Origin of the sequence: Spirillospora sp. NPDC048911 (assembly GCF_043198015.1) — a bacterium.
In the GTDB taxonomy this organism is placed as follows: domain Bacteria; phylum Actinomycetota; class Actinomycetes; order Streptosporangiales; family Streptosporangiaceae; genus Spirillospora.
Map to the genome: position 1 here is coordinate 113,393 of NZ_JBICUD010000007.1, position 24,302 is coordinate 137,694.

The 24,302-nt window shown below is 68.0% G+C and carries 23 protein-coding genes and 1 tRNA gene; 7 read left to right on the forward strand and 17 right to left on the reverse strand.

Going from position 1 to position 24,302, the window contains the following annotated elements; genetic code table 11:
* From ACGFNU_RS30125 to ACGFNU_RS30145, 5 genes are all read right to left on the reverse strand, one after another.
* Nucleotides 1-1,809 (reverse strand): acyl-CoA dehydrogenase family protein, encoded by a 1,809-nt coding sequence (locus ACGFNU_RS30125; RefSeq protein WP_392599014.1) that lies wholly within the window; start codon nt 1,807-1,809, stop codon nt 1-3.
* A 27-nt stretch (nt 1,810-1,836) separates the two neighbouring features.
* Nucleotides 1,837-2,256 carry a nuclear transport factor 2 family protein gene (locus ACGFNU_RS30130; protein ID WP_392599016.1) on the reverse strand — a complete coding sequence of 140 codons (420 nt, stop codon included), beginning with the start codon at nt 2,254-2,256 and terminating at the stop codon, nt 1,837-1,839.
* Between the two features lie 124 nt (nt 2,257-2,380).
* Entirely contained in the window at nt 2,381-3,364 is a 984-nt protein-coding gene (locus ACGFNU_RS30135) for an SGNH/GDSL hydrolase family protein (protein ID WP_392599018.1), read from the reverse strand.
* 182 nt (nt 3,365-3,546) lie between these two features.
* Nucleotides 3,547-4,179 (reverse strand): SGNH/GDSL hydrolase family protein, encoded by a 633-nt coding sequence (locus ACGFNU_RS30140; protein ID WP_392599020.1) that lies wholly within the window; start codon nt 4,177-4,179, stop codon nt 3,547-3,549.
* On the reverse strand, nt 4,176-4,436 hold the full coding sequence (locus ACGFNU_RS30145) for an acyl carrier protein (RefSeq protein ID WP_392599022.1): 261 nt from the start codon (nt 4,434-4,436) through the stop codon (nt 4,176-4,178). Before ACGFNU_RS30145 ends, ACGFNU_RS30140 begins: the two co-directional genes overlap by 4 nt.
* Before the next feature lie 558 nt (nt 4,437-4,994).
* Between ACGFNU_RS30145 and ACGFNU_RS30150 the strand changes: the two genes are divergently transcribed.
* Nucleotides 4,995-6,089, forward strand: coding sequence for a glycoside hydrolase family 113 (locus tag ACGFNU_RS30150; RefSeq protein ID WP_392599024.1), 1,095 nt, complete (start codon nt 4,995-4,997; stop codon nt 6,087-6,089).
* 150 nt (nt 6,090-6,239) lie between these two features.
* Here the strand turns inward: ACGFNU_RS30150 and ACGFNU_RS30155 are convergent, their stop codons facing one another.
* A complete protein-coding gene (locus ACGFNU_RS30155; protein WP_392599026.1) occupies nt 6,240-8,066 on the reverse strand; it encodes a DUF2334 domain-containing protein in 1,827 nt (608 codons plus the stop codon).
* 554 nt (nt 8,067-8,620) lie between these two features.
* Here ACGFNU_RS30155 and ACGFNU_RS30160 point away from each other — a divergent pair.
* The 4 genes from ACGFNU_RS30160 (at nt 8,621) to ACGFNU_RS30175 (ending at nt 11,948) form a co-directional block, all read left to right on the forward strand.
* Nucleotides 8,621-9,916: a glycosyltransferase family 2 protein gene (locus tag ACGFNU_RS30160; RefSeq protein WP_392599028.1), complete on the forward strand. Its 1,296-nt coding sequence runs from the start codon at nt 8,621-8,623 to the stop codon at nt 9,914-9,916.
* Between the two features lie 92 nt (nt 9,917-10,008).
* Nucleotides 10,009-11,169 (forward strand): non-hydrolyzing UDP-N-acetylglucosamine 2-epimerase, encoded by a 1,161-nt coding sequence (gene wecB, locus ACGFNU_RS30165; protein WP_392599030.1) that lies wholly within the window; start codon nt 10,009-10,011, stop codon nt 11,167-11,169.
* Nucleotides 11,170-11,172: 3 nt separating this feature from the next.
* Complete coding sequence (locus ACGFNU_RS30170) at nt 11,173-11,814, forward strand: family 16 glycoside hydrolase (RefSeq protein WP_392599032.1); 642 nt, start codon at nt 11,173-11,175, stop codon at nt 11,812-11,814.
* Nucleotides 11,815-11,877: 63 nt separating this feature from the next.
* A tRNA-Gly gene (locus ACGFNU_RS30175) sits at nt 11,878-11,948 on the forward strand.
* A gap of 56 nt (nt 11,949-12,004) precedes the next feature.
* Here ACGFNU_RS30175 and ACGFNU_RS30180 read toward each other — a convergent pair.
* From ACGFNU_RS30180 to ACGFNU_RS30225, 10 genes are all read right to left on the reverse strand, one after another.
* Nucleotides 12,005-13,090 carry a tyrosine-type recombinase/integrase gene (locus ACGFNU_RS30180; RefSeq protein ID WP_392599034.1) on the reverse strand — a complete coding sequence of 362 codons (1,086 nt, stop codon included), beginning with the start codon at nt 13,088-13,090 and terminating at the stop codon, nt 12,005-12,007.
* A gap of 80 nt (nt 13,091-13,170) precedes the next feature.
* Nucleotides 13,171-13,401, reverse strand: a complete 231-nt coding sequence (locus ACGFNU_RS30185) for an excisionase family DNA-binding protein (RefSeq protein WP_392599036.1) — start codon at nt 13,399-13,401, stop codon at nt 13,171-13,173.
* A complete protein-coding gene (locus ACGFNU_RS30190) occupies nt 13,398-15,047 on the reverse strand; it encodes a replication initiator (protein ID WP_392599038.1) in 1,650 nt (549 codons plus the stop codon). Before ACGFNU_RS30190 ends, ACGFNU_RS30185 begins: the two co-directional genes overlap by 4 nt.
* Nucleotides 15,044-15,265, reverse strand: coding sequence for a KOW motif-containing protein (locus ACGFNU_RS30195; protein ID WP_392599040.1), 222 nt, complete (start codon nt 15,263-15,265; stop codon nt 15,044-15,046). Before ACGFNU_RS30195 ends, ACGFNU_RS30190 begins: the two co-directional genes overlap by 4 nt.
* A 145-nt stretch (nt 15,266-15,410) precedes the next feature.
* Nucleotides 15,411-16,916 (reverse strand): FtsK/SpoIIIE domain-containing protein, encoded by a 1,506-nt coding sequence (locus ACGFNU_RS30200; RefSeq protein WP_392599042.1) that lies wholly within the window; start codon nt 16,914-16,916, stop codon nt 15,411-15,413.
* An 83-nt stretch (nt 16,917-16,999) separates the two neighbouring features.
* The gene (locus ACGFNU_RS30205) at nt 17,000-17,269 is read right to left on the reverse strand and encodes a hypothetical protein (RefSeq protein ID WP_392599044.1); all 270 of its coding nucleotides are present in this window, start codon (nt 17,267-17,269) and stop codon (nt 17,000-17,002) included.
* On the reverse strand, nt 17,269-17,694 hold the full coding sequence (locus ACGFNU_RS30210) for a plasmid replication, integration and excision activator (RefSeq protein ID WP_392599046.1): 426 nt from the start codon (nt 17,692-17,694) through the stop codon (nt 17,269-17,271). The genes ACGFNU_RS30205 and ACGFNU_RS30210 overlap by 1 nt, the downstream gene beginning before the upstream one ends.
* 123 nt (nt 17,695-17,817) lie before the next feature.
* Complete coding sequence (locus ACGFNU_RS30215; protein ID WP_392599048.1) at nt 17,818-18,543, reverse strand: GntR family transcriptional regulator; 726 nt, start codon at nt 18,541-18,543, stop codon at nt 17,818-17,820.
* 114 nt (nt 18,544-18,657) lie between these two features.
* Nucleotides 18,658-19,005, reverse strand: coding sequence for a hypothetical protein (locus ACGFNU_RS30220; RefSeq protein WP_392599050.1), 348 nt, complete (start codon nt 19,003-19,005; stop codon nt 18,658-18,660).
* Between the two features lie 280 nt (nt 19,006-19,285).
* On the reverse strand, nt 19,286-19,663 hold the full coding sequence (locus ACGFNU_RS30225) for a hypothetical protein (RefSeq protein WP_392599051.1): 378 nt from the start codon (nt 19,661-19,663) through the stop codon (nt 19,286-19,288).
* 443 nt (nt 19,664-20,106) lie between these two features.
* Between ACGFNU_RS30225 and ACGFNU_RS30230 the strand changes: the two genes are divergently transcribed.
* A complete protein-coding gene (locus ACGFNU_RS30230) occupies nt 20,107-20,886 on the forward strand; it encodes an aminotransferase class IV family protein (protein WP_392599053.1) in 780 nt (259 codons plus the stop codon).
* Nucleotides 20,887-20,917: 31 nt separating this feature from the next.
* A complete protein-coding gene (locus ACGFNU_RS30235; RefSeq protein ID WP_392599055.1) occupies nt 20,918-21,907 on the forward strand; it encodes an SUMF1/EgtB/PvdO family nonheme iron enzyme in 990 nt (329 codons plus the stop codon).
* Between the two features lie 1,099 nt (nt 21,908-23,006).
* On the opposite strand, the gene ACGFNU_RS30240 is transcribed toward ACGFNU_RS30235, so the two are convergent.
* A complete protein-coding gene (locus ACGFNU_RS30240) occupies nt 23,007-24,170 on the reverse strand; it encodes a lactonase family protein (protein WP_392599057.1) in 1,164 nt (387 codons plus the stop codon).
* Nucleotides 24,171-24,302: the final 132 nt, after the last annotated feature.

Here is a 24,302-nt window from a genome sequence, read left to right on the forward strand (position 1 = left end):
TCACACCCCGGCCCGCACGTCGGACCGGACGTCAGGCCGCACGTCTGGCCCGTCTTCGGTCGCCAGGGAGAGCAGCGAGAACCAGCGGCGCTCGCCGAACCCCTTGAACATCGCGGCCTCGATCGTGGGCAGATGATCCTCCGTCAGCTCGGTGTCGGGATGGACGCGTTGCAGGAGGCGTTGCAGGCAGAGCACGAGCCACCCGCCGTCGGCGAACGCTCCGCCGAAGTCGTCCCTGTTGTGCAGCCAGGTCAGCATGCACGAGACCATCGCGTGGATCTCGCAGTACCGCCGCGCCCGCCCCAGCGCCGCCACCGAGGTGGTGTCGCCCTGGGCCTCCTGCACACCGGCGTGCATCTCGGTGCGCAGATCGGCGATGCGGTCCAGGAGTTCGGCGAGTTCCTGCGCGACGCCCGGCGCCGCGTGGACCTTGGCCTCGGTGAGGACCTCGTACGCGGTCGCGTCGAACCGCTGCCCGATCTCGTCCAGGCCCTCGTTCGTCAGCTGGAGCCGCCGGCCGTCGGGGTGCCATGGCGGTGGCGTGCGGGTCCAGCGGAAGAGGTCGGCGAGGAGCTCGTCCTCCTCGCCCGTCGCCTCGGGCGAGGTGACGAGGTACGGCAGCTGGCCGGCGACGTTGGACAGGTTGACGTGCGTGGTGCCCTCGAAGATGCTCGCGATCGCGTGGTCGCGCTGGAGCTTCTGGAAGACGCCGTGCGCCACGCCCTCCCGGAGGTACCCGCGAGCCGCTAGGACCGTGCCAATACTGGCGACGACCTCTTCTCCCAGCACCGGCACGAAGTACTTGACGATGGACGACCACAGGCTGAGGCGCGCGGGCGCGACCGTCAGGCTGCGGGTCACCGGGATCGCGACGCACTCGGCGATCAGCAGGTCGAGATGCGCCTTCACCAGATGATCGCGGATCACGGGGATCTGGTAGATGTCGGCGCCGTAGAGCGTGCGCTGGCGCGCGTACTCCATCCCGATCCGCGTCACCGCGTCGATCGTGCCGACCGACAGCGCCGCGATCGCCGTCCGCGTGATCTGCAACGTCTTCAACGTCTGGACGAGGCCCGAGCCCCGCCGCCCGATCACCCGGTCGGCCGGAAGGCGCGCTCCGGTGAACACGATGCCGCTGAGGTCGTGACCGCGCAGCCCCACCGTCCTGACCGGCGGGAGCACCGACCAGGTCGCCGGATCCAGCGCCTCCTTGTCGACAAGGATCAAGGAGAAGTCACGCGAGCCCGTCCGCGCGTACGTGGTGACGAACCGCCCGCGGGTCGCGTTGCCGACCGGCCACTTGGTGCCGGACAGCACCAGCTCGCCCTCAAGCGGTTCGGCCTCCGCCTCGCACGCCATGACGTCACTGCCGTGATCAGCCTCGGAGACCCCGAAACAGGCGAGGGCACCGTCGAGGACCCCGTCGGCAACGGTCCGCTGCTGACGTTCGTCCCCCCAGAGCCACACGGGGTTCACGGCGAGCAACCCGGATCCGTACATCACCGCGAGCGTGACACTGCGCCGCGATATGCCGCGGGTGACGAAGAACAGCTCTTCCAATGTCTCCAGGCGCCCGCCGAGATGGCACGGCACCAGATAGGCGGGGAAACCCCAGTCCCGTACCGCCTCGACCGCGCCGGGCGGCAGTTCGTCGCGCTCTTCGGATTCAACGATGGCCTGGTACGAGAACGGGGCGGCACCATCGTCCATGGGATCGCCCAGGTAGGCGTCCAGATCGGCGGCGATCCGGTGCGCCGGGCTCAGCGCCGCGCGGTACGATCTCGCGCGGGTCGGGACCTGGCTGTCCATCTTTCGACTCCCTCTTGCTGGTCTGGGTCAGGCGAACTCGTCCTGCTCCATCCGCCTTCCGACGAGCCGCGCGAGCGTCATCGCGGCAGGCAGCGGCCGGACCATGACGGTCAGGCCGGTGACGAGCCCGGCATCGTTGAACCTGATCAGGTCGACTCCCTGCACGTGCTTGCCCATCACCCGGGCACTGAAGATCAGCGCCTGGGCCGGCGGGCCGCCGGACCGGTCGGGCCGGCCGGCCGGGGCGTAGCCCACCAGCTCGTCGGTGTAGTGAAAGTCCTCGAAGACCTCGATGAGGACCCGGAGCAGCCCGGTGACCGCGTCCCGGCCCTGGTAGGGCTTCACCATCACGGGACTGTGGAACTCGATGGCCGGGTCCAGCGTCCCGAGGATCGCGACGAGGTCCTTGGACTCCACCGCGGCACGGAATGTCTCAGGGGTGATCACGTTCGCTGCTCCTTTGCGTGAAGCGACGCAGCACGGCGCGCGTGCGGATCGCCCGGCGCCGTGCGGGGCGCCGGTGCTGTGGAGGTAACGCCGATGCTGTGTTGTGCGGAGCGTGGCGCGCCTTTCAGAGCGCCGATTGCACTGTGTAGGCGGGACGGGGCGGAGGCCATGGCGGGTAGGACGCGGGCGAGGAGATGGCCTGGGCCAGATCGTGCGCCCAGACCCGGTAGCCGGCCGGTGAGGGATGGAACCCGTCGGAGGCGAAGAGGCGGCGATCGCGTGCCATGGCCTCGTCCATGGGGACGTGGAAGGCACCGTGCGCATGCGCGACCTCGCGCATGATCTTGTCCATGGCCCGCGCCTGGGCGCCGAGGACCATGCGCAGCGGCTGCGGGATCGCGGGAAACCGGTGGACGGGCGGCATTCCCGCGACGAGCACGCTGGCGTTGAGATATCTGGCGCGCAGCGCGGTGATGAGCTCGGCCAGATCGGCGGCCCAGCGCTCCAGGGGACGGCGCCGGATCAGGTCGTTGATACCGACGGTGACCACCACGAGGTCCGGGCCGTGACCGTTCGCGGCATAGCCGTTCGCGGTGTGACCGTTCGCGGTGTGACCGTTCGCGGTGTGACCGTTCGCGGTGTGACCGTTCGCGGTGTGACCGTTGAACGCGTGGCCGGTGAACGTGAGGCCGTTGAACGTGTGGCCGTCCGCGGCGTAGACGTTCGAGGTGAAGCCGTTCGAGCTCGGCACCAGATCGGTGATGACCCTGCGGACCGTGGCGCCGTTCTTGCCGGTGACGGACCAGGCGACGCTGCGGCGGAGGTGCTTGCGCAGGGCGTCGGCGAGGAATCCCGGCAGCGCTTCGGCATGGTCCGAGGCGCCCACCCCCGCGGCGGTGGACTCACCGATCACCAGGAGGCGGAACGCGGGCTTGGGGTTGGTGCCGCCGACCTTGGTGACGCCGGTCTCGGCGCCGGTCGCCGGGTCGAGGCGAGGCGTGTTGCGGGCCGTCCGGCGAGCCTGGACGAGCAGGATCGGCGCGAGCAGCATGAACATCATCGACTGCGGGATGCGGGTGACGCGGGCGAAGGAGAATGGTCTCTTCATCTCTAACCCCAGACGGTGACTGTCCCCCGAGGATCAGGTCGTCCGCTCAGCTCGTCGCGCGAAAAGGATCGTGAACTCCGATCGTTCGCTCGGATCCGCCCCGGAGATCGGCAGGCCGGTCATCGATACAGCCGGTCATCGGATACGGATCTTTCGCGTGGATCGTCGGGTCGATCGGCGGTTCAGATCGTCCGTGCGCTGAGCAGGTCTCTGGCGATGTCCGCGATCACCTCCGCGACATAGGCGTGCCCATCGGAATTAAGGTGGATTCCATCTGGGCTCCACAGCGAGGGATGGTCCACTCGGGGCACCGCCTCCGGCGGGAGAAATGTCATCCCGCTGGCCTTCGTACTCCGGCTGAGTGCGTCGTTGAACTCGTGAATTCTTTGCAGCACGCGTTTCTTTCGGAAGTCGGACATGAGGCCGCGGTAGAGCAGCGGCGGGTGCGGTACGGGGGCGGCGATGGCCCCGGCGCCCAGGCTCGCGGACCAGTCGAAGACCTCCTTGAGGCGGTCGGCGACGTCGGCGTTCTGGAACCCGTTGAGCGCGTCGTTCATGCCACAGTTGATCACTACCAGGCCCGGCCGGAGGTGCCCGACCAGGGGCAACTGGTCGCGGACCACGTCGGCGATGGTGGCACCGGGACGCGCCACGTTCGCGACGTGCCCGCGCGGCATGTCCAGATGGCCCGCCAGGCGGCCGGCCCACCCGATCCAGCCGCCGGCCGGATCCGGGTCGTTCTGCCCCTCGGCGACGCTGTCGCCGAAGACCACCAGGTGACGGCGGGCCGTGTAGTCGTCCGGCCAGCCGTTCATCGCGCTATGAGGTCGAGGAGGTAATCGGTCAGCGCGTCGACCGTCTCCCGCCGGCGTGCCTCGTTCAGATCGACTTCGACCTGGAGGTGGTCCTCGATGTCGCTGATGATGCTGATGGCGTAGACCGAGTCGACGCCGTATCGGGCCAGCTCGACGGCGGGGTCGATGCTTTCGATCGGCTTGTCGAGGTAGAAAGCGATCCTGTCAATGAGCCACGTTTGAAGCTCACCGTTGGAAATTGTTGCCGTGCTTCCCACAGCGTTCCTCCTTTACCGGAACGTGCTTTGAATCGATCGCGGTGGCCACCGGAGGACGAGCACAACGCAACATACCGCCTAACGAATGCCTCGTACACACCCCTAAGTTAACTCCGCGAAACAGCTGTTCTGCCGTCTTGTAAATCGATCCGTCACCGCTCGAATAAGGGTCAGTGAATTAATCCGGGCCACCAGTTGCCGATACCTGGCTTGGATCGGGCACAGTCAGCTACGAAGCTGGCTTGCCTCAACCACAGTCAGCTACGGCTGTCCTTCGCGTCCGGACGGCGGGGTCACGCTCCGGCGGGCCATGGCAGCTTGTCTACCAGCGAAAACACGGCGACGAGGCGTGCCGATCGATCGACTCGGGCCGATCGCTAGGGCCCCAAACGGCGCGTCCCACCGGGGGTATTTGGGACACGGTCGACCACGCAAGTGACGGCTACTCCCCGTGCCCCCCGCTGTCTCCACTGTCACAACCGCCTCGGGCCGTGGCCGGAAGGGGTCGGGTAAGTCTTACGTCTGAGCCACTGTCCGGATGCTGCAATAGGGCGAGTGATGGGGACGGAACGTGGTCGCGGCGGCCGGGCGGCGGGCCTGGTGATCATCCTGGGAATCGTCGCCGGTTGCACGGCCTCCGGCGCCGGATCCGGTAAAAAATCACCGCAACCCGGTCAAGAAGCCGCCGGACGTCCCGGCACCGGCGCCCGCGCGGGGGGTGGGGAGCGGCGCGGGATCGCCCTGCCCGCATGGAACACCGACGACTACGCGAGCCCCGCCGCGCGTTCCTACGTCGAGGCGATCGCGGCGACCGGCGCGCGCTGGATCCAGCTCAACCCGACCTGGTACCAGGACTCGCCGAGGGCCGCCGAGCTGCACACGACGGACGAGACGGCGAGCGACGCGAGCCTGCGGCACATCATCGGCCTCGCGCGGCGAGCCGGGCTCAAGGTGCTGCTCAAACCGCACGTCAATCTGCCCGGCGACCAGGACCGGGCGGCGATCCGGCCGCGGCGGGGCGACCGGGCGCGCTGGTACGCCGCGTACACCCGGTTCATCGTGCGGTACGCAGACCTGGCGCGCGAGACCGGCGTCGCCGAACTGGCCGTCGGGACCGAACTCGCCGGGATGTCGGGCGACCGTTCCGGCTGGCTCGCGGTGGTGCGGTCGGTGCGGGCGCGGTTCGGCGGCCCGCTGGTCTACGCGGCGAACTACGACGAGTTCGAGGACGTCGCGTTCTGGGACGCCGTCGACCTGATCGGCATCGACGCGTACTGGCCGCTGGCGTCGCGTCCCACCACCGACGTCGCGGCGCTGCGCCGGGCCTGGTCGCCGATCCTGGACAAGGTGGGGCGCTTCGCGGCCGAACGGCGGCGGCCCGTCCTGTTCACCGAGGCGGGGTACGTGAGCCAGCGCGGGACGACCACCGAGCCGTACGCGTGGGATCTCAGCAGGACGAACGGGAACGCCGAACAGGCGGCGGCCTACGAGGCGCTGCTGGCGAGCTGCGCCGGGCGGCGCTGGTGGGCGGGCGTCTTCTGGTGGATGTGGGACGACTGGCCGGACGCCGCCGAGACCCCGGCGAATCTCGCGTACAGCCCGCACGGCAAGCCCGCCGAACAGGTCCTGCGCCGCTGGTGGCGCACCAGCTGAGCTCGCGTGCTGCCAGGCACGCCAGACGAGTTCACCGCTCGCTGGGGCGCGCCAAGTGGGCTTGTGCCCGCTGGTGGCGCACCGGGTGAGGCTCGGTGCGCCACCGGCGGGCTCGCGTGAAGCGGTGGGTTTCGGATTACCGGATCGTGGTCACGGGATCAGGGTCGCGGGGTCGACGAAGGTGTAGCCGAGGTCGCGGATCCCGTCGACGATCTCGCTCAGCGGCCCCACCGGGAAGTACGGGTGGTAGAAGGTGCTGGCGAAACCGTCGCGGACCGCCAGGTTGTAGCGGGCCGCACGGACGATGTCGGCGGGGAATCGGGCCGGGTGGTGGTTCATCGCCTCGGGTTCGTAGTTGCCGAGGTTCTCCGGCAGCACGGTCGCGCCGTTGATGTCACGGACGGGGTACGGGAAGAACTGGCCGATGAAGCGCTGGCCGTCGATGGGCCCGCCGGAGAGCTGGCCCGAGAAGAACAGGCTGCGCTCCAGGCGCGCGGCGTACTCCTGCTTGATGACGCCGTAGTCCAGGGCCGACGCGGCGTAGTGCGGGGTCGTCCAGATCGTCGGCACCGGCAGCCCGACCGACCCGTACGCCGCCTTGCCCGCCGTGAGCCGGCCGGCCGCCCAGGGCTCGGAGTCCACCGGCGCCGGGCCGTCGAAGATCACGTAGTCGTTGGCGTCGATGTGCGAGGTGAAGAACTCGAAGTCGTCGCCGCTGACGCCGTTGTAGGGATTGTTCACGTTCGAGTACTGGTGCGTGTAGCCGTGGGCGACGATGCGTCCGCCGTGGGCGAGCATGTAGTTGAGCGCGGCCACGACCTGCGGTCGCTGCGCCAGCGTGACGGTCTCGGGCGTCCCGTCGTTGTACACGCCGTTCGGGTCGGTGTAGACGGGGATCACCTGGAAGGCGTACGGGATGTTCTGCCCGTCCAGGTAGGTGGCGATGTTCATCAGCTCGCCGGGGTCGCTGTTCGGGCTGATGTCCTCCAGCCGCAGGATCGCGCGGTGCTGGGTGGGGGTGTTCGGCGCGAGCGCGTCGAACAGCAGGTCGTGCCAGGCGATGATGCGGTCGGTCTCGTTGACGTAGGAGTACGGGATCTCACCGAGGTACGTCAGGTTGGACGACCGCAGCGCCCACGGGAAGGTCATGGCCGGCGTGGTGCTGGTGTCGTTGGCGACCGCGAGAGAGGTCACGAGGGACGGGTTCGTGACGTACGGCTGCAGGACCCCGTTGTCACCGCCGGCCGGGATGGTCCGGGTCAGTGGCTGCGTCTTGTAGTCGACTTGCGTCACGTTCCCCGAGCCGAAGTAGGAGTTGGTCGGGTCCCATCCGTACTTGGTCGTGAAGTTGGAGATGCCGACCTTGTTGGCGAGGGTCCAGATGTTGTCGTTCATCCAGATCACCGGCTTGGCCGTGGTGACGACGTCGCTGTAGAAGGCGTCCGGGACGTCGTCCGGGATGCTTCCGCCGTAGTACGTCGAGCCGATGTAGATCGTCGCCGTGTGCTGCTCGACCATGCCGGCGGTGTACTGCGAGACCGGCTTGGTCGTCACCGCGCCGAAGCGCCCGGCGAGGTTGGCCGTGGCCATCGCGTAGAGCTCGCCGAGGAACCCGTAGGGTCCGGCCGTGTCGTACAGGACCAGCGCGGAGGTCTCGTCGACGGTGCGGGCGGCCGGGCCGCGCGGCTTCGCCTTGATCTTCAGGCCGGAGATCGGCTTGACCGCTCTGGGGTTCTTGCGCCGCTGCTTGTCGGCGCTGACCTGCTGCTTGGCCCAGTCCTTCAGCTTGAGCGCGGCGGCCGGCCGCCGCGGCAGCGCCTCGGCACGGCCGGGGTCGCCGGGATCGGCCGCGCCGGGGCCACGACCGTGATCGCCGAGCCCCGGGCCACGGGCGTTCCGGCCGTCCGCCGCCCCGGCGCCGGAACCGGCCACCACCCCCAGCATGAAGATCGCCACCAGGGCGGTCAGCAGCGCCATCGCTCGCCGACTACGCCATCTCATCCTCATGAAGTGCCCCTCCACCCTTGCTGGAACGAGGTAATGAGAAATGGGGTACACGGCTCCAACAAGGCATGAAGTTCGGGTTAAACAAAACTCGATCTTGACTGGTGGAGCCGCGCCACCATGTGTTCACTCTCCCCCGACTTTGCAAGGACTTTACTTCGAGATACGGTGCCTTCGGAACAGCCGGGGAGCCTCGATTCGGGGCCTCACGGGGAAGTACTGCATCGGACGTAGGCGGCCTACGCACTTTGCGGGATTCCAGCTCGACATGGGCAGATGAAACGGGGGATCCGTGCTGTGTACGTCAAGTTGTCGGTCAGCACATTTCTCATCTTCGCGGGGGTCATCGCACCACCTGGAGCGTCACCGGCGGCCAAGGCCGCGCGCATTCTTCTCCAGGCCACCGGGGTGGGATTCGGCATCTACTGCGTGGCCGCTATCGGCCTTTTCCTCGCCGGTCTCTGCGTGCGGGTACGGGGCCGGCTGAGCGGTGATCCGGCGGGCCGGCGAACCACGGGGGAACGTTCATGATCCGGCTCGAGGTCCTCGCCGGAAGCGCTCTGAACAGCGGCTTCGACACTTCGCTGACCGGGCGGATCGCGGTCGCGGGCAGTCTGGCGATCATCGTCCTGGCGGTGTCGTACAACAGCGGAATGTTCGCGCTGTCACGGCGCCGGGCCGAAAAACCGGTCGCCCCGACGGGCTCGCGCACCTATATCTTCCTGCTCGCATGCCTCAACGAGGAAAAGGTGATCGCCGAAAGCCTGGCGCGAATAATCCGGCTTCCGCTGACGGACGTACTGGTCCTCGTAGTGGACGACGCGTCCGATGACGGAACGGCGGCGGCCGTCCGTGATATAGCATCACCCTACGTCCATGTCTACCGGCGCGAATTTCCGGACGCCCGAAAGGGAAAGGGCGCGGCGCTCAACGCGGGTTTGCGCTGGCTGCGCGGTTCAAACCTGCTCCACGGCAAAGACGCGAACGACATCATCGTCTGTGTCGTCGACGCGGACGGCCGCCTCGACGGTCACGCGGTGGAACAGGTCGACCCGTTCTTCAACGACCCGAAAATCGGCGCCGTCCAGGTCGGCGTGCGCATGTACAATCGCCGCCGGCGCCTGCTCGCCCGCCTCCAGGACATGGAATTCGTCGTTTACGGCGAGATATTCCAGAACGCGCGACGTCATCTCGGCAGCGTCGGGATGGGCGGGAACGGCCAGTTCATGCGGCTCGCCGCGCTGGAGTCGCTGCCGGGCGAGCCGTGGAGCGACTGCCTCACCGAGGATCTCGACCTCGGCGTGCGCATGCTCGCCGAGGGCTGGGTCAACGGCTTCTGCCCCACCGCCGCCGTCCACCAGCAGGCCGTGCTCACCCTCGGCCGGCTGCTCCGGCAGCGATCCCGGTGGTTCCAGGGGCATCTGCAGGCGTTCCGGCTGGTCCCGCTGATCCTGCGGCGGATCCCGGCGCGGTCCGCGATCGACCTGATCTATCACCTGTCGAGCCCGGCGCTGCTGCTGCTCACCTCGCTGCTGCCGGTCGCGTTCCTGATCATGATCGGGGACACGGTCGTCGCGTCCGTCCACGCCGGGCACAGCCTGCTCTCGCCCTGGTGGCTCCCCTGGTTCTACGTGATGACGTTCGGCATGGCCGCGGCGTACGCGTTCGTCTACCGCAAGCGCGAGCCGGTGACCTGGGCGTTCGCCATCCTGCTCGGCCACATCTACGTGATCTACGGCTACATCTGGTTCATCAGCGGGTGGTGGGCCCTGGCACGCGCCCTCACCGGCAAGCAGACCTGGCTCAAGACCGCACGGACTTGAGCGGCCGCCTCCCGGTGCGGAGCCGGCCGGCGCCGCACCCCTGACCTGCGGTCCTCGCACTCCCCGCCGTCCCAGCCGAAAGAGGAGCAGCCATGATCGACCCTGCCCTGAACACGCTCGCCGACGGCCCGATCCGGGCGATGGTCGTCCTCGGCACCCGGCCCGAGGCGATCAAGCTCGCCCCCGTCGTGCGAGCGATGAACGCCTCCCCCGCGTTCGACCCGATCATCGTGAACAGCGGGCAGCACCGCGAGATGTTGCTGCCCATGCTCCGGACGCTCGGCATCAAGGCGGGCACCGACCTGGCCGTCATGCGGGACCGGCAGCGCCTGTCCGAGCTGACGTCCCGCCTGGTGAACGCCCTCGACGCGGCCATCAGCGACCGGCAGCCCGACGTGGTGATCGTCCAAGGCGACACCACCACGGCGCTGTGCGGCGCGCTGGCCGCCTCCTACGAGCGCGTCCCCGTCGCCCACGTCGAGGCGGGGCTCCGGACCGGCGACCTCGCCAACCCGTTCCCCGAGGAGCTCAACCGCCAGCTCATCGGCCGCATCGCCCGCTGGCACTTCACCCCCACCACCCGCGCCGCCGCCCACCTGCACGCCGAGGGCGTCCCCGAACGCCAGGTGATCACCACGGGCAACACCGTCATCGACAACCTGCACTGGATGCTCGACCAGGACGAGGGCAAGCCCGCCTTCCGCACCGACGGCCTCCGCATCCTCGTGACCTTGCACCGCCGCGAGAGCCAGGGCACGGAGATGCGCAAACTGGCCGGCGTCCTCCGCAGCCTGGCCGATCGGGGCGACTGCGAGATCCTCCTTCCCCTCCACAAGAGCCCGGCCGTCCGCGAGTCCCTCCGGCCGGCCCTTCAGGGCCACCCGGGCATCACCATCTGCGAGCCGCTCGACTACCCCGACTTCGCCGCGACCCTGGCGGCCTGCGATCTGGTTTTGACAGACTCGGGCGGTGTCCAAGAGGAGGCCCCCAGTCTGGGCAAGCCCGTTCTCGTCCTGCGCGCCACCACCGAACGCCCCGAGGCGGTCGAAGCGGGCGTCGCCCGCCTCGTCGGCACCGAGTCGGCCCGGGTACTGGCCGCCGCCAGCCGCCTGCTGGACGACCCCGCCGAACGAGCCGGGATGGCCAGGGCCGTCAACCCGTTCGGCGACGGCAAGGCGTCCAACCGCATCATCACGACGCTCATCCGCGACTGCCTGCGGCCGGACGCCCTGTTCGTCCCGGCCCTCGACTGAGACATGAGCCGCTGGCCGCTGGCCCTCACGCTGACGGGCGCCCTCACCGCCGTGGCCGTCGTCGTCGTGCCCGGATACCGCGACACGGGCTTCGTCCAGTGGCGCGACGACACGGTCCACGGCCCCTGGCGCGCCATCTACGACGGCCACGGCCGCAACGGCACCCGCGACGACGTGATCACTCTGCGCCCCAAGCCCGCCACGGTCCCCGCCGAGACCCACGCCGGCCTGATCGTCTCCCTGGCGACCTACCAGAACGTGAGCTTCCGCGTCCGCGCCCGCACCGTGGCCCAGCTGCGCAACGCCCGCCCCAACCCCTGGGAGGCGGCCTGGGTGATCTGGCACTACACCGACGACCACCACTTCTACTACCTGGCCCTCAAGCCGAACGGCTGGGAGCTGGGCAAACGCGACCCCGCCTACCCCGGCGGCCAGCGCTTCCTGGCCACCGGCCTCCCCCCGTTCGCCCTCAAACGCTGGTACGACATCCGCGTAGACCAGAAGAACGCCACCATGACCCTCCGCGCCGGCAACCGGACCCTCACGACCTTCACCGACACCGAACGCCCCTACACCAGCGGCTCCGTGGGCCTCTACACCGAAGACGCCGAGGTGGAGTTCCGCGACATCACCGCCAGCGGCTGACGACACAACCGCCCCCGAAACCCGGTACGCTACGACACGGTGATCGGGCCCTGCCCGACCCACGCGGGCGTAGCTCAATGGTAGAGCCCCAGTCTTCCAAACTGGCTACGCGGGTTCGATTCCCGTCGCCCGCTCCCATGACAAACGCCCAGGTAGAGGCAGCTTCCCTCCACCTGGGCGTTCGCGTTTCTCAGGCCGATTTCCGCTTCCGTGCCCGTTGCGTGCCCGATCCCTTCTTGGCCCGCTTCTTGGGCTTCTTGCCCCCACGAGCAGCCTCGAAGGCATCCCCCACCGCTTCGGCGATCACGTGATCACGGTCCTGGGCCGCGTGCTGGTAGATCAGCGCCGCCCGCACCGAGGCATGACCCATGCGAGCCATCAGCTCCTTGAGGCTTGCCCCCGTCCCCGCCGCCAGGGTGTTGCCCACATGGCGGAGATCATGGAAGTGCAGATCAGGCAGGCCGACGTCTTCCCGCACCTTGTTCCAGACCCGCCGGAACCCCGACCGCCGGAGCGGACCACCGCGAGGCCCGACGAAGACCCGGCCCTTGGGCCCCGACTCGGCGAACTCGTCCAGATGCGCCTGTAGATCGGGGATGATCTCGGGCGGAAGGGCAACGACCCGCCGTCCGGCCCGCGTCTTGGGCGGCCCTTCCAGGAGCTTGCCGCCGTCCAACTCGTACACGGCCACCACGACCCGGACCGTCCCGGCGTCCAGGTCGAGATGCTCACGACGGAGCGCGGCCAACTCACCCCAACGCAGGCTGGCGAACGTGCCCAGCAGGACGAGGGCGCGGTACCGCTCCGGAACCTTGTTGAAGATCTCGATCACTTTCGAGATCGGGATCATCTCCCGCTCTGGCGTGTCAGGCACCGCTGCTCCCTTGATCCGACAGGGGTTGCGGCGAATGCGCTCGTCATCCACCGCCGTGTTCATGATCGACTTGAGGAGTTGGTAAGCCTTGGCCACCGTGGACTGACCGACCACCTTCAGGCGCTCCTTGCGCCAGCGTCGGACGTCAGCCTCTTTGATGTCGGAGAGGTTGGACTTGCCGAAAGTCGGTAGCAGGTGGTTCTTCAGGAGCCCGCGATAGAGGCCCTCCGTGCGCGGCCTCAACACGCGATCATCGACCCACTGCTTGGCGAAGACCTCGAACGGCACTTTGCCCGCGTCAGGGTCGAGCCACTCCCCTCGCTTGATCTCCGCTTCCTTCAGGACGAGCCACTGATCCGCGTCCTTCTTGGTTGCGAACGTGTGCGGCGCGGGTCGGTCCAATCCGTCTGGCCCGGGGTAGCGCGCCTGGTATCGGCCCGAGGGGAGCTTGCGGACGCGCCCGAAGCGCCTCTTTCCCGCCATCAGGCGGCCCTCCTTTGACCATGGACGGTCACAGGCTCGACGAGCCCGGCCGCGATGAACTCACGAAGTGCTGATTCGGGGATGCGGACGAACCGGCCAACCCGCACGAAGCGGATGCGCCGTTCCTCAATCAACCGCCGGGGGAACCGCTCGGACGTATTGAGCATCACGGCCGCCTCAGCAACGGTCAGAAGACGCTCAGCGGGAGTGATGTCTGTTCGCCTGGTCACGCTGCCTCCCCAGTTGCCGAAGTGTCGTTGAGGGCTTGGGCGAGCTGGTCGCGTCGCCGGGTGCGTTCTTCGATCAGCAGCAGGAGCCGGTGTGTGATCGGTTTGACGTCTGGGTCGCCAGGCCCAGCGCGTTCCCACAGGAACCGGCGATCACCTGCCGCAGGGCCGGTTGCCGGAATCCCGGCCTCGGCCAGGCGAGCGAGCACCCATGTGGTTCGGTCGGCTTTGTGGTCGGCCATGGTTTTGCCGGACCACTTGCGCGAGACCAGGACGCGGCGGCCGCCGTAGCCGAGGTGTTCGCGTCGGTGTGCCTTGCCCTTGCAGAAGCCGGGCACCAGGCCCTTGCGGGGGTTCTTGGGCTGGATGCCGTACCGCAGCCAGTTGGAGCAGGTAGGAGAGCACGGCTCGTACCGCAGCGCGTCGGCCATTCGTTCGACGTGGGCTTGCTGGCGGTCGGTCTCGGCTTGGTGGCATTCGGCGACGCTTTTGACCAGGTACTTGGTCAGGTACCGGATACAGCGGTTGCTGTCAGCGCCGCCCGCCATGACGCCCTGTGCGTCGATCTGACGGCCGAAGCTGACCACGTGCAGCGGTTCGGCGTTCTCGTCTAGGCCGAGCTGGTCAAGCGCGTCATCCCACGTCGGCAGCACCGCCCCGGAAGCGGGATCGACGTAGCCGCCTTGTCCGTCGTGTCCGGCCGAGTCGTCCCAGACCGGCAGCCGCTCCCCGTGGTAGACGACGCGGTCAGTCGAGGGCCACCACACCTGGTGATAGGTCGCCGCCACCACCTGTCGCAGCTCAGCGCGCGATATCGTTCCGCGGATTGCCATGTGCAGATGAGGGGCCAGGCGTCGTTGTGGTTCGACCGTGGCGAAGTACTGCACGTCGTAGCCGACGAACCGGCGCAGGTTCTGCACGAACCGATCGATGAGCTTGCCGAAGTGCAGCGCATCGCGAGCGGCCCGCCGGTAGTCGTAGCTGGACGGGTCAACGGGGGTGCCGTCCGAGCGGACCCGGCCGTAGGAGTCCAGCGTCAGTGTGAGGAACAGCGAGGGCCGGAAGGTCTTGCCGTCCGCAGCGGTGTAGGTCTTGCCCACGGTGCGTTTCTCGACCGGCCGCCGAGGCAGGTCCGGAACATCCTGACGGCGCCGGGTGGACCGGATACGCCGTCCGGGACCGTCCTGTCCGTCAGCGGTCTTCAAGGTGCCTGCGACGCCGGAGCGTTCGATCTCGTTGTCCAGGTCCCGGACCAGCCGATCCCAGAACTCGACATCCTCGCCGTCCGCGTCCCCGTCCTGGTCCGCCTGGTCGCGCCGTCCCTGGGCTTGCGCCCGCAGTTCCACCAGGTGCCGTTGCGTCTCATCCGGCTCGGCGCGTTGGATGATCGGTTCGGTTTCCAGGTGCCAGCCTTCCCGGCACTGCTGAGCCCGGATACGCCGCTTGTTCTCCGCACACGGCGGGCACACCGAGGCGCGCGTGTGGCCGCACGGCACCGACACGACCTCAGTTTCGCCGGTCTCCAGGTCAACGCGCCGCATCGGTACCGGGCGGATGCACACCCCGTGATCGATAGCGACGGCCTCAACGACGCCCTGTGCCAGCGGAGGCAGGGTCTTGACCCGCGCGGCCGGTTGCGGCTCGCTCATGCCTCCCCCATGACGTCGAATGCCAGTTGCACGGCGCGCACGGTCACCGACCGCAGCGGATACGACCGCGCTTTCCTCTGCTTGGCCACACGGACCAGGACCACCGTCCGGCCGTCGGTCTTGTCGATGCCGGTCACCTGACCGTGCGTGCCCTTGTCCGGTCCGCTGGTGACCTCGACCCAGTTGCCGACCTCCGGCCGGAGCTTGCGCGCGGTCATGCGATCACCTGACCGTCGAGGGATGTGGCCGCCTGATCGCTTGGAGTTGATGGGCGCAGGCCGCCGGCCAACTCGCATTGCTCGCCCTTTGGGTGCCTACGGCATTGGACGGCAGCCCGCTCACGTCGCCGAACCTCGGGGACGTTCACGCTGCCTCCCCGAAGTTGGCCGTGCCGAGCGCGACCATCTCGTCAATGTCGGCATCGCAGACATAGGCCGCCCGGACACGCACCGGGTCAGGGGTGGTTTCCAGGCGGATGTAACCGACCCCGGCGCCGATTTCGGGGATGGAGGAGATTTGATCGGCCAGCGCGCCACGGTCCCGCGCCCCGTCGCCGAGCACCATGTCGACTTGCTCGGACTCATCCAGCCGCAGCGCGATCCGGTCGGGGAACAGGTTGCGCAGGTTGTTGACCTCTTTGCGGGCATCCTGCTGAGCCCCGACCAGGCAGTACCCGACCGAGCGGCCCTGTGTCGCCAGCACCGCCAAGGCTTGCTCGGCGCGCTTGCGCAGGTCCCGGCTCGGGCAGTACGCGGTCAGGAACGCCAGCTCATCCACGATGATGACGCGGAACGGATGCTCCAGCGAGGGCAGGAACGAGCGCCGCTTTCCCGCGAACATGGCCGCCCGCTTGTTGAGGTCTTCGGCCGCCTCCTCCAGCAGCTCGACCATGCCGCCATTGGGGTCATCGGAATACCGGCCGTAGCGCTCGAACAGCCGCCGCCCGAACGACAGCTCCATCCGCTTGGGATCGACCGCCCACACCTGCACCAGGCCGAGGAACATCCAGGGCAGCACCGCACGGACGATCGACCACAGCACCGACCCCTTACCCGAACCCGTCGCACCCGCGATCAGGACATGCGTCCCGAGGAGTCGCAGCAGCCACGGCCTACCGTCCTCACGGACACCGACCGGGACCGCCTCTAGATCGACGTCGTCAGCCAGGGGCAGCGCGGCCAGCGGAACCTTGAGAGCGTCCTTGCGGACGAACTCCAGCCACACCGAACCCGGACGCGGGACCGTCCGCCGGACCGGCCGACCATCCACCCAGGACCACCGGGACCGGGTGCCCTGCCGGACGCGGACCAACTCCGAGCCGAAGCCGTGCGCGAGGTTGACCGCCACGCGTTCCCAGGCGTCAGGCGCCTGCCCTTTGAGCATGCGGACCAGGACGCGATCGGCCGTCGGCCCGCAGCGGACCCGTTTGATCGAGGGGAGGTATTCGCGGCCCTTGTGCATCTTGGTCAGGCCAGCGGTGACCAGGACCGGTTGCCAGTCCCGCCGGTACACCGCCAGATACCGCCACTTGGCGCGAGCCGGACGAGCCACCGCAGCCACAAACAATGGCCAGTCGGCCAGCGCCCACACCCCCAGGGCGAACAGCGCCGCAGCGACGACCAGCGCCGGAGCAGGCCAGCCATAGGCGTAGCCGAGCCAGCCCAGCCCGCCCAGGACCGACACCGGGACGATGTTGCGGACGGTGAAGACGACGACCGCGACCAGGACGCGGACGGCGTTGACGAGCAGGACCAGGATCTCGGGCATGTGCCACACCGGAGGCGCCCACTTGGGCGCGGCGAACGGATCTTTCTGGGCCTCGACCGCGACGTTCTCGCCCGGCCCGACCTTGCGGAACTCCCATGCCATGATGAAGACACCTCTTGTTTGTCACTTGCAGGGGGAAGAGAACGGGGCGGCCGGAGGTACCAGCTCCAGCCGCCCCACCCAGATCAGGCAGCCCGCCGCTTGCCCGACAGGCGACGGCCCGAGCGGAACAACCGCTCCACCTCGGTCGCGTACGCCGCCGTCTGCTCAGCCAGGCACCGCGCGAACTCGACGTCTTCGGGCCGCAGCCGCTCGGGAAGCGTCAAGGTGACCAGCAGCCCGCCCGCCGACACCGTCAGCAGCGGCGTACGCGCCGCGAACGAACGGAACTCACTGGTCGCGTTCTGGCCGATCGGCAGCGACAGCGCCGAGGAACGGCCCGTGCCCCGCGCCATCAGGCAGCGTCCTTAGCCGGACGAGCAGCAGCCTTGGCCGGACCACCAGCAGGACGGACACCCGTCGCGCGGAACGAGTAGGCGACGCGCGTCCGGACGTTGCCGTTGTTGTCGCGGCCCATCTCCTCCACATACGGCGTGACCGACATACCGGTGAACTCCACCGGCCGGAACGGACCCCACGCCGGTTCCGGCAGAACCGGGCACACCTCGGCCAGCACCTTGACGCGGATCGCCGACGCCTTGGCGTTGGCCTCCGGGTCAGCGTCGTAGACGTCCACCACCCACACCGGCTGACCGGTGACCTTGTCCTTCTCCTGCCGCTTGGTCTCGAAGTTGTCCAGCCGCTCAGCCGGACCCGTCGCGAACACCCCGTGCGGGAACACGTCCCCGAACGCCACCGGGATACGACCCTGAATCGCCATCCGTGATCACCTCTGTTTGTCCGCCCGTCCGCTTGTTCGGACGAGTGCATGACTTGAGAGTACCTCGCCCGCTCGTCCGGACAAGTGGTGATCTATGTGAGCTGCGTCACACTCTCGCGGTGATCAGCTAGAGACCGGGTACACGTCTTCCAGCTCATGCAGCGCACCGGGCATGACGACCTCGACCGCGAACAGAACCGCGTCGGCAGCGTCATGCACGGTGGCCAGGATGGCCAGCACCGGATCGGACTTCTTGATCTTCAGGGCCTTCACTTCGTCCGAACCGGGTAGCCGCGCGGTGAGCCGCTCTGTGATGTGGTCGACTCGCAGTCCCTTGACCGTGCGCAGATGGGCCCGCACGCCGACCGGAAGGGGGACGGCCTGGTCAAGGTCGGTGCCGTAGGCCAGCTCTTGCGGGAACCAGCAGGTGACCAGCTCCGAGGGAATCCCGTCCCGCAGGTCCAGCCGCCGCCGCATGAGGAGCCGCGCGTCACCGAGCAGCGCCGCTACCGGGGGTGCAGGTTCGACCTGGCCGACGTGGACCAGCGTCACCGACTCGCGCGTCTCGGGCTGGTCCAGGACCGCCAGGCCCGGACGAGTGCCGCCGTCCTTGGCGCTCGGGATGCCTTTGACGAACGAGCCGCGCCCATGCTCGCGTTCGATCCACCCGTCTTGCTGGAGCATCTGCAACGCCCGCACAACGGTGGTCCGGCCGACCGCGAACTCACGAACGAGCTGCGTCTCAGACGGCAGAGTCGAGCCGGGCGGGTAATCCCCGTTCTCGATACGCCGCCGCAGCTCCAGGACCACACGCGCGTACTTGGGGGGCTCGAATTCCAAGCTCGACATCTCGACCGCCTGACGACTCCGCTGCTTGAGTGCATGAGTGCACTAGCAGCACTGTAGCGGTGACATGCAAGAACGTCACGACCCCCGCCCCACCACAGGGGCCGGTTTGCTCGTTCAGCGCCGCAGCGAGGGAGATATATAGAGCGAGAACCCCGCAGCGATCAACGCCGTGCACACCTCACCGTGACGGCGAGGCCCGATCATCCGCACCCGCCGCAACTCCCCGCTGTCTACCAACAGCACCAGGTCGCCCACAGTCCGTATCTTCTGGCCCTTCCCGTGCTTGAAACGCCACTCCAGCGCGTTGGGCACCGCTGGCGACAGGTCCAGGCAATCAAGCGGGCAGTCCGGTCCGATGCGTTCATGCCGATGCGGAACCGCCCCGTCGTCCAACGCAGCGGCCTCATCCGCCGTAGCCATCAGGCGTCCCGCCATGGCCAGCACCGTGACCACGTCCGCCACCGTCGCCACTCCCAGGCACGAGACCGGGCACTGTGGCGTGACCCCGTCATGGCCGGGCTCATGCTCCCGTTGCTCCACACCGTCTACCGAGGCCATGGCCACGCTCCCGGCCGCGCAACCGCCGACCGCAACTCATAGGAGGTAATCGCCTCCACCAACCGGCCACCGGTGAGCGCCCACCAGGAACCCGTCGCCGCCCCGTACCACGCCTTGACGCCGGGAAACTCCTGTTCGATCTGCTCAGCGACCGGCTGCCATGCCTCTCCGCTTCGGGGCTCGTTCACCGCTCGACACCACCGGCAAACGGCACCCTCAAGACGCACTCGATCCGCTCCGCCGCGCGGCTGGTCTCCTCAGCCGGGCACAACGCTTCCAATTCCGGAGCAGACTTGCGGGTCGGCCCCGACCAGGCCCACCACCACCAAAGTTCGCCGTCCTCGGGGTGCGGACGGCACAACACTTCCTGGCGCATGCCCACGCTCATCAACTGGCCGCGCGGGTCATCCTTGTCCGGCTCACCCGCCGGGTTGCTCGCCTGTACCGCGCCATGCGCCAACACCTGGCCCGCCAGGCCCCGCACCTCCAGGTCGAGGACCAAAGCCGCCGCGTACCCGCGCCAAGCCGCATGCGTGGCCGCCGACCGTGCCGTGTCGTTCATCGTCCCTACCTCCTGGAATGGAAGCGGGACCGGTGATGCGTGGGGAAGGCCGTCGATCACCCCAGCAGCCCGAAGACGAACAGGGTCACAGATCGGCCGTCCGCGTCACCGGTCCCGCAGCTTCATCACGCCGCCGAGACCCGTCGCCCCGGCCTGCACCACTGACAGTCGATCCGGTCAGGCTCCGGGCCCTGACCTGGACGAGGCAGGCCGACAAGAACACCCCGCCGAGCGCTGATGAACTTCCAGCCCCGATCGCCGCAATGGGGACACTTGTCAGCCCTTCGGTCATTGCTCATGACACTTAGACTCGTAGCCGATCAAGTGTTTTCCCACGTCCCGGCACCGCCTCAGCACCGAACTTTCACTGCACCCAGACCTCTGACCAGGGCTAATGCACCCTGGGCTGTGAAGTCGAGCCAGCCTGCTGACAAACTGGGCACATGGCGGAACTCAACGGCGCCCCAGTAACAACGGACGAGCTGAAATCGCTCGCCCTGGTCAACTACGGACATTTCACATCCATGCGTGTGGACAACCAGCGAATCCGCGGGTTCTCCCATCACCTCGAACGGCTCGTCCGCGACTGCCGCACACTCTTCGGCTCCGAGCTGGACCGCCAACACGTCCGCGAGCTCATCCGACAGGCGATCTCTGGCCGAGAAGGTTCCTTCGTCACCCGAGTGACCATCTACGACCCCAGCCTTGAACTTGGTCGCCCCGGCGCCGACGCCGAGCCCAGCGTGCTCGTCACCACCCGTCCCGCTGGCGCCTTGCCCATGCCGCCGCAACGCGTGCAGACAGCTACCTACGTCCGCGATCTTCCCGAGGTCAAGCACGTCGGCCTGTTCGGGGCCATCTGGCACCGCCGCAACGCCCAGCTAGACGGCTTTGACGATTCGCTTTTCACCGATCACGACGGCTTCGTGTCCGAAGGCGCAACGTGGAACATCGGTTTCTTCGACGGCGACCAAGTCATCTGGCCCAACGCCGAAGTGCTACAAGGCGTCACCATGCGACTTCTCCAGCAGGTACACGACCGCACCTCACTCGGCCCGGTCAACGTCTCCGATCTGCCACGTATGGAAGCGGCATTCGCAACCAACACCACCGTTGGCGTGCGTGCGATCACGGCCATCAATGACGTGGAGTTCCCTGCCGAACACGCGATATTCGACACGCTCCGCAAGGAGTACGAAGAGATCCCGCCCGAAGCACTCTGACGACCCGTTCCCCCCAACGGAGCCCCCCGAGATGCCCATCACCGTGCAGCGATGGACCGGCCGCGAGATCCGAGCCCTCCGCGATGCAGGCCGCCATACCCTCCTGGACTTTGCCGCCAAACTCGGCGTGAGCGAACGCATGGTCTCCAAGTGGGAGGCCGGAGGCGAGAACATCACCCCCCGAGCAGTTAACCAGCGAGCGTTGGATACCTTCCTGGCAGCATGCACGCCAGACGAGCAGGTCAGATTCGCCGAGTCGATCGGCCTCACTGTGCCAGCCGCGCCAACACAGGAGAACGCGTTGTCCTCTGCTGACACCCCTGCGGATTCTTCCCCCGATGCCGACATCCCCATAGGCGACGAGCACCAGGCACGCCACCCGATCGACGGCAAGCTCATGGCCCTGGTCGAGGCCGGAGTGTTTTTCGCCGGACCTGACAACGAGCCCATTTACGTGCCCGGCTTCTACATCGACGTCTTCCCGACCACCAACGCTGACTACGCCCGCTTCGTCGCTGCCACCGACCACAAGCCGCCCCAGCACTGGGAGAACGGCGAACCACCCGGCGACCTCCTCAATCACCCGGTCGTCTTCGTCACCTGGCACGACGCCCACGCTTATGCCCAGTGGTCCGCCAAGACGCTCCCCACCAGCCAGCAATGGGAGAAGGCAGCCCGAGGAACGCGAGGCGACATCTACCCCTGGGGAAGCCAGCGCACGCCAGCCAAGGTGAACTGTCGCGAACACGGCATCCGCGCCACCACGCCCGTTGACTGCTACGCGTCTGGCGTCAGCCCCTACGGGATCTATGACATGTGCGGCAACACCTGGGAATGGTGCGCCACCGAAACCACACCCGGTCGCCATGAGCTGAAGGGCAGCGCCTTCACGAGCCCGTTCCTACGCTGCACACCCTCCACCTTCAATGACGCTTCCGCCGACATGCTCGACGACGACACCGGCTTTCGCTGCGTCACCCCCACCGAAACCATGCGCGCCCTGCTCAGCGTGCAGCGCTAAACAGCCAGCGATCATTGCCGAATTGAGCTTTTAGGTATCAAGGGCGGCGGCGCTCGCGCCGTTGGCGCGGCCCGCCGCCAGCGCCGCCGGAGCGTGCGGCGTGGGCGCCGGTCTCCAGCGGCGCGCGCCCGGCCGCGCATCGGCGACGCCCCGACTTGTCACCCGGCTGAACGGCAGTCACCAGGCCGCGCCACCGCCAACGCTTCTGATCAACGGGCGCAGGCCGCCGGCCAACTCGCGTTGCTCGCCCTACGGGTGCCTACGACATTGGACGGCAGCCCGCTCACGTAGTCACGGCCGAAGGCGCCTAACCCCATAGCGAAGGGACGTTGCAGCCTGGGCTGGAATGCATGTGGCCCCCCGACCCGATCTCTTCAGAGTGAGCGGCAGCCAGAACCCGTCAAGGGCGCCCAAGGGCGTCACTGCGTGATCGAGCAAGCTCGACCCTTGACGGAACCTGTCCGCCGCTAAGTGCGGCTTTCATCGGGGCGGGGGGAGGAAGGTGAGGGGAAGAACAGCGGCTACGCCGCACGCCTCTCACGGCTAGACGCGCACCTTGCTACCAATGTGCCTTTCGCGCTTTTTTAATAGTAGAAGACATCGCTTGCGGGTTTTTTTGAAAGGGATAGCCGCCGCAGCACTGGACATGGCGAAGAGGGCAACCACCAGAACGCGTGCCCCGTCGTCCTCAATGTAGCCAGCCACGGCCGAGAGAGCGGCAAGCCACCCGGCAAGTCCAACCACAAGGGCTGTCCGCCGTTGCTCCGGACTCGGTCTACGCATCGCTCGTCCTTGTTGTCATCTCTCTAGAGAGACGCTGCCGTGACAGCCTAGGTTCCTCACCGGATCAGCGCGATGGACGTGCCCTGATCGTGCCCGTCAGGTCGGTCATCTACGGGGATCACAGTCACTGGCGGATCATGGGTGTGTGGCGCTGAGCTGGGCGCTAGCTGGTTACAAGATCGTGCGCCGTTGTCTTCCAAACTGGCTACGCGGGTTCGATTCCCGTCGCCCGCTCCCATGACAAACGCCCAGGTAGAGGCCATGATCCCTCCACCTGGGCGTTCGCACTTCTCAGGCCGATTTCCGCTTCCGTGCCCTACCGCGGGATGGTCGCGGGGGCCGGGCGGACGGCTAGTGACTGGCTCAGCGGGTGTTTTCCGCCGGTCAGGAACGGCGATCCGGGGGCCGGCTTCAGCGTGCCGCCGGCTCCGATCGTGGCCGCGACCACCCGGCTCGCGTCCTGCATGTTGGCGAAGATGTCCCGGCCGTCCGGTGTGATCGCGACCGTCGAGGTGCCCTCGGTTTCGGGCGCCGAGCCGGCGGCCGGCGTGAGCGAGCCGTCGGGCTGGATCGTGAAGCCGACCAGGCCGCTGTCGGGAGGCGAGCCGGGGTCGAAGTTGGCGCCGATGTACAGGTGCTTCCCGTCGGGCGTGACCTTGAGGCCGACCGGGTCCCGCACGGTGACCGGCGACCCGGGCACGGGCTTCAGCGAGCCGTCACCGGCGACCCGGAACCCCTGCACGTTCTGCGCGACGTTCGAGGTCGCGTACAGCAGGCCGCCGTCCGGGCTCATCGTGATCCCGTAGTTGGCCGGCCCGACCTTCGCCACGTCCTGCGGGGGGCCGAGCGATCCGTCCGGCAGGACGGTGTATCTGGTGATGGGCCGCGACGGGCTGTCTTCGCTCTCGTCCGCGTTCGCGTACGACAGGTAGAGGAAGCGCCCGTCCGGGGACAGCACCGTCTGCTTCGGAGAGTCCGAGGTGGTGCGGAATACGCCGAACCGGCTGGGCGTGCCGTCGACGCCGATGCGGTACGCCGAAATGGTCGCGTCGGCGGTGTCGGTGACGTACAGGGTGCGGCCGTGGGGCGCGACGGTCGCGCCCCACGGCTCCTTACCGGTCTTGAACAGCTGCGGATGCGGCTGGAGCGCGCCCCGCACTCCCACCCGGAACACCGCCAGCGTGCTCGAGCCGCTGTTGACGACGTACGCGGTGGCCCCGTTCGGGGTGAGGGCTATGCCTCGCGGGGTGCAGCCAGGGCCTGTGTTCTGTGGGGTGCAGCCACCGGTGGACACGGGTGTGTTCAGGGGCGACAGGGTGGCCTGCGGGCCGATCGCCAGGGACGAGACGTCACCGGAACCCGCGTTGGTGACGTAGAGCACGCCCGAGGGTGGCAACACCGGGTCCGCGGCGGCCTGGGACGGGGCCAGAGCCGGGACGCAAAGCAGCGCGGCGGCCAGGACGGCAGCACGCGCTCTCATGAATACGGATGACACGAATGTCTCCTTGATTCGACGACACCCTCATAGGCGTTCCAAGCCGTTCCACCGCCAGGTGCGGCTTTCACGGCTACACCGCTCGCCCCGGGCTTCACGGTGTTGCGGACACATGCG

Coding starts and splice junctions, on each gene's coding strand:
- ACGFNU_RS30125 (WP_392599014.1), bottom strand. CDS start 1,809: ATGGACAGCCAGGTCCCGACCCGCGCGAGATCGTACCGCGCGGCGCTG.
- ACGFNU_RS30135 (WP_392599018.1), bottom strand. CDS start 3,364: ATGAAGAGACCATTCTCCTTCGCCCGCGTCACCCGCATCCCGCAGTCG.
- ACGFNU_RS30140 (WP_392599020.1), bottom strand. CDS start 4,179: ATGAACGGCTGGCCGGACGACTACACGGCCCGCCGTCACCTGGTGGTC.
- ACGFNU_RS30150 (WP_392599024.1), top strand. CDS start 4,995: ATGGGGACGGAACGTGGTCGCGGCGGCCGGGCGGCGGGCCTGGTGATC.
- ACGFNU_RS30155 (WP_392599026.1), bottom strand. CDS start 8,066: ATGGCGCTGCTGACCGCCCTGGTGGCGATCTTCATGCTGGGGGTGGTG.
- ACGFNU_RS30160 (WP_392599028.1), top strand. CDS start 8,621: ATGATCCGGCTCGAGGTCCTCGCCGGAAGCGCTCTGAACAGCGGCTTC.
- wecB (WP_392599030.1), top strand. CDS start 10,009: ATGATCGACCCTGCCCTGAACACGCTCGCCGACGGCCCGATCCGGGCG.
- ACGFNU_RS30170 (WP_392599032.1), top strand. CDS start 11,173: ATGAGCCGCTGGCCGCTGGCCCTCACGCTGACGGGCGCCCTCACCGCC.
- ACGFNU_RS30190 (WP_392599038.1), bottom strand. CDS start 15,047: ATGAGCGAGCCGCAACCGGCCGCGCGGGTCAAGACCCTGCCTCCGCTG.
- ACGFNU_RS30195 (WP_392599040.1), bottom strand. CDS start 15,265: ATGACCGCGCGCAAGCTCCGGCCGGAGGTCGGCAACTGGGTCGAGGTC.
- ACGFNU_RS30200 (WP_392599042.1), bottom strand. CDS start 16,916: ATGGCATGGGAGTTCCGCAAGGTCGGGCCGGGCGAGAACGTCGCGGTC.
- ACGFNU_RS30205 (WP_392599044.1), bottom strand. CDS start 17,269: ATGGCGCGGGGCACGGGCCGTTCCTCGGCGCTGTCGCTGCCGATCGGC.
- ACGFNU_RS30210 (WP_392599046.1), bottom strand. CDS start 17,694: ATGGCGATTCAGGGTCGTATCCCGGTGGCGTTCGGGGACGTGTTCCCG.
- ACGFNU_RS30215 (WP_392599048.1), bottom strand. CDS start 18,543: ATGTCGAGCTTGGAATTCGAGCCCCCCAAGTACGCGCGTGTGGTCCTG.
- ACGFNU_RS30225 (WP_392599051.1), bottom strand. CDS start 19,663: ATGAACGACACGGCACGGTCGGCGGCCACGCATGCGGCTTGGCGCGGG.
- ACGFNU_RS30230 (WP_392599053.1), top strand. CDS start 20,107: ATGGCGGAACTCAACGGCGCCCCAGTAACAACGGACGAGCTGAAATCG.
- ACGFNU_RS30235 (WP_392599055.1), top strand. CDS start 20,918: ATGCCCATCACCGTGCAGCGATGGACCGGCCGCGAGATCCGAGCCCTC.
- ACGFNU_RS30240 (WP_392599057.1), bottom strand. CDS start 24,170: ATGAGAGCGCGTGCTGCCGTCCTGGCCGCCGCGCTGCTTTGCGTCCCG.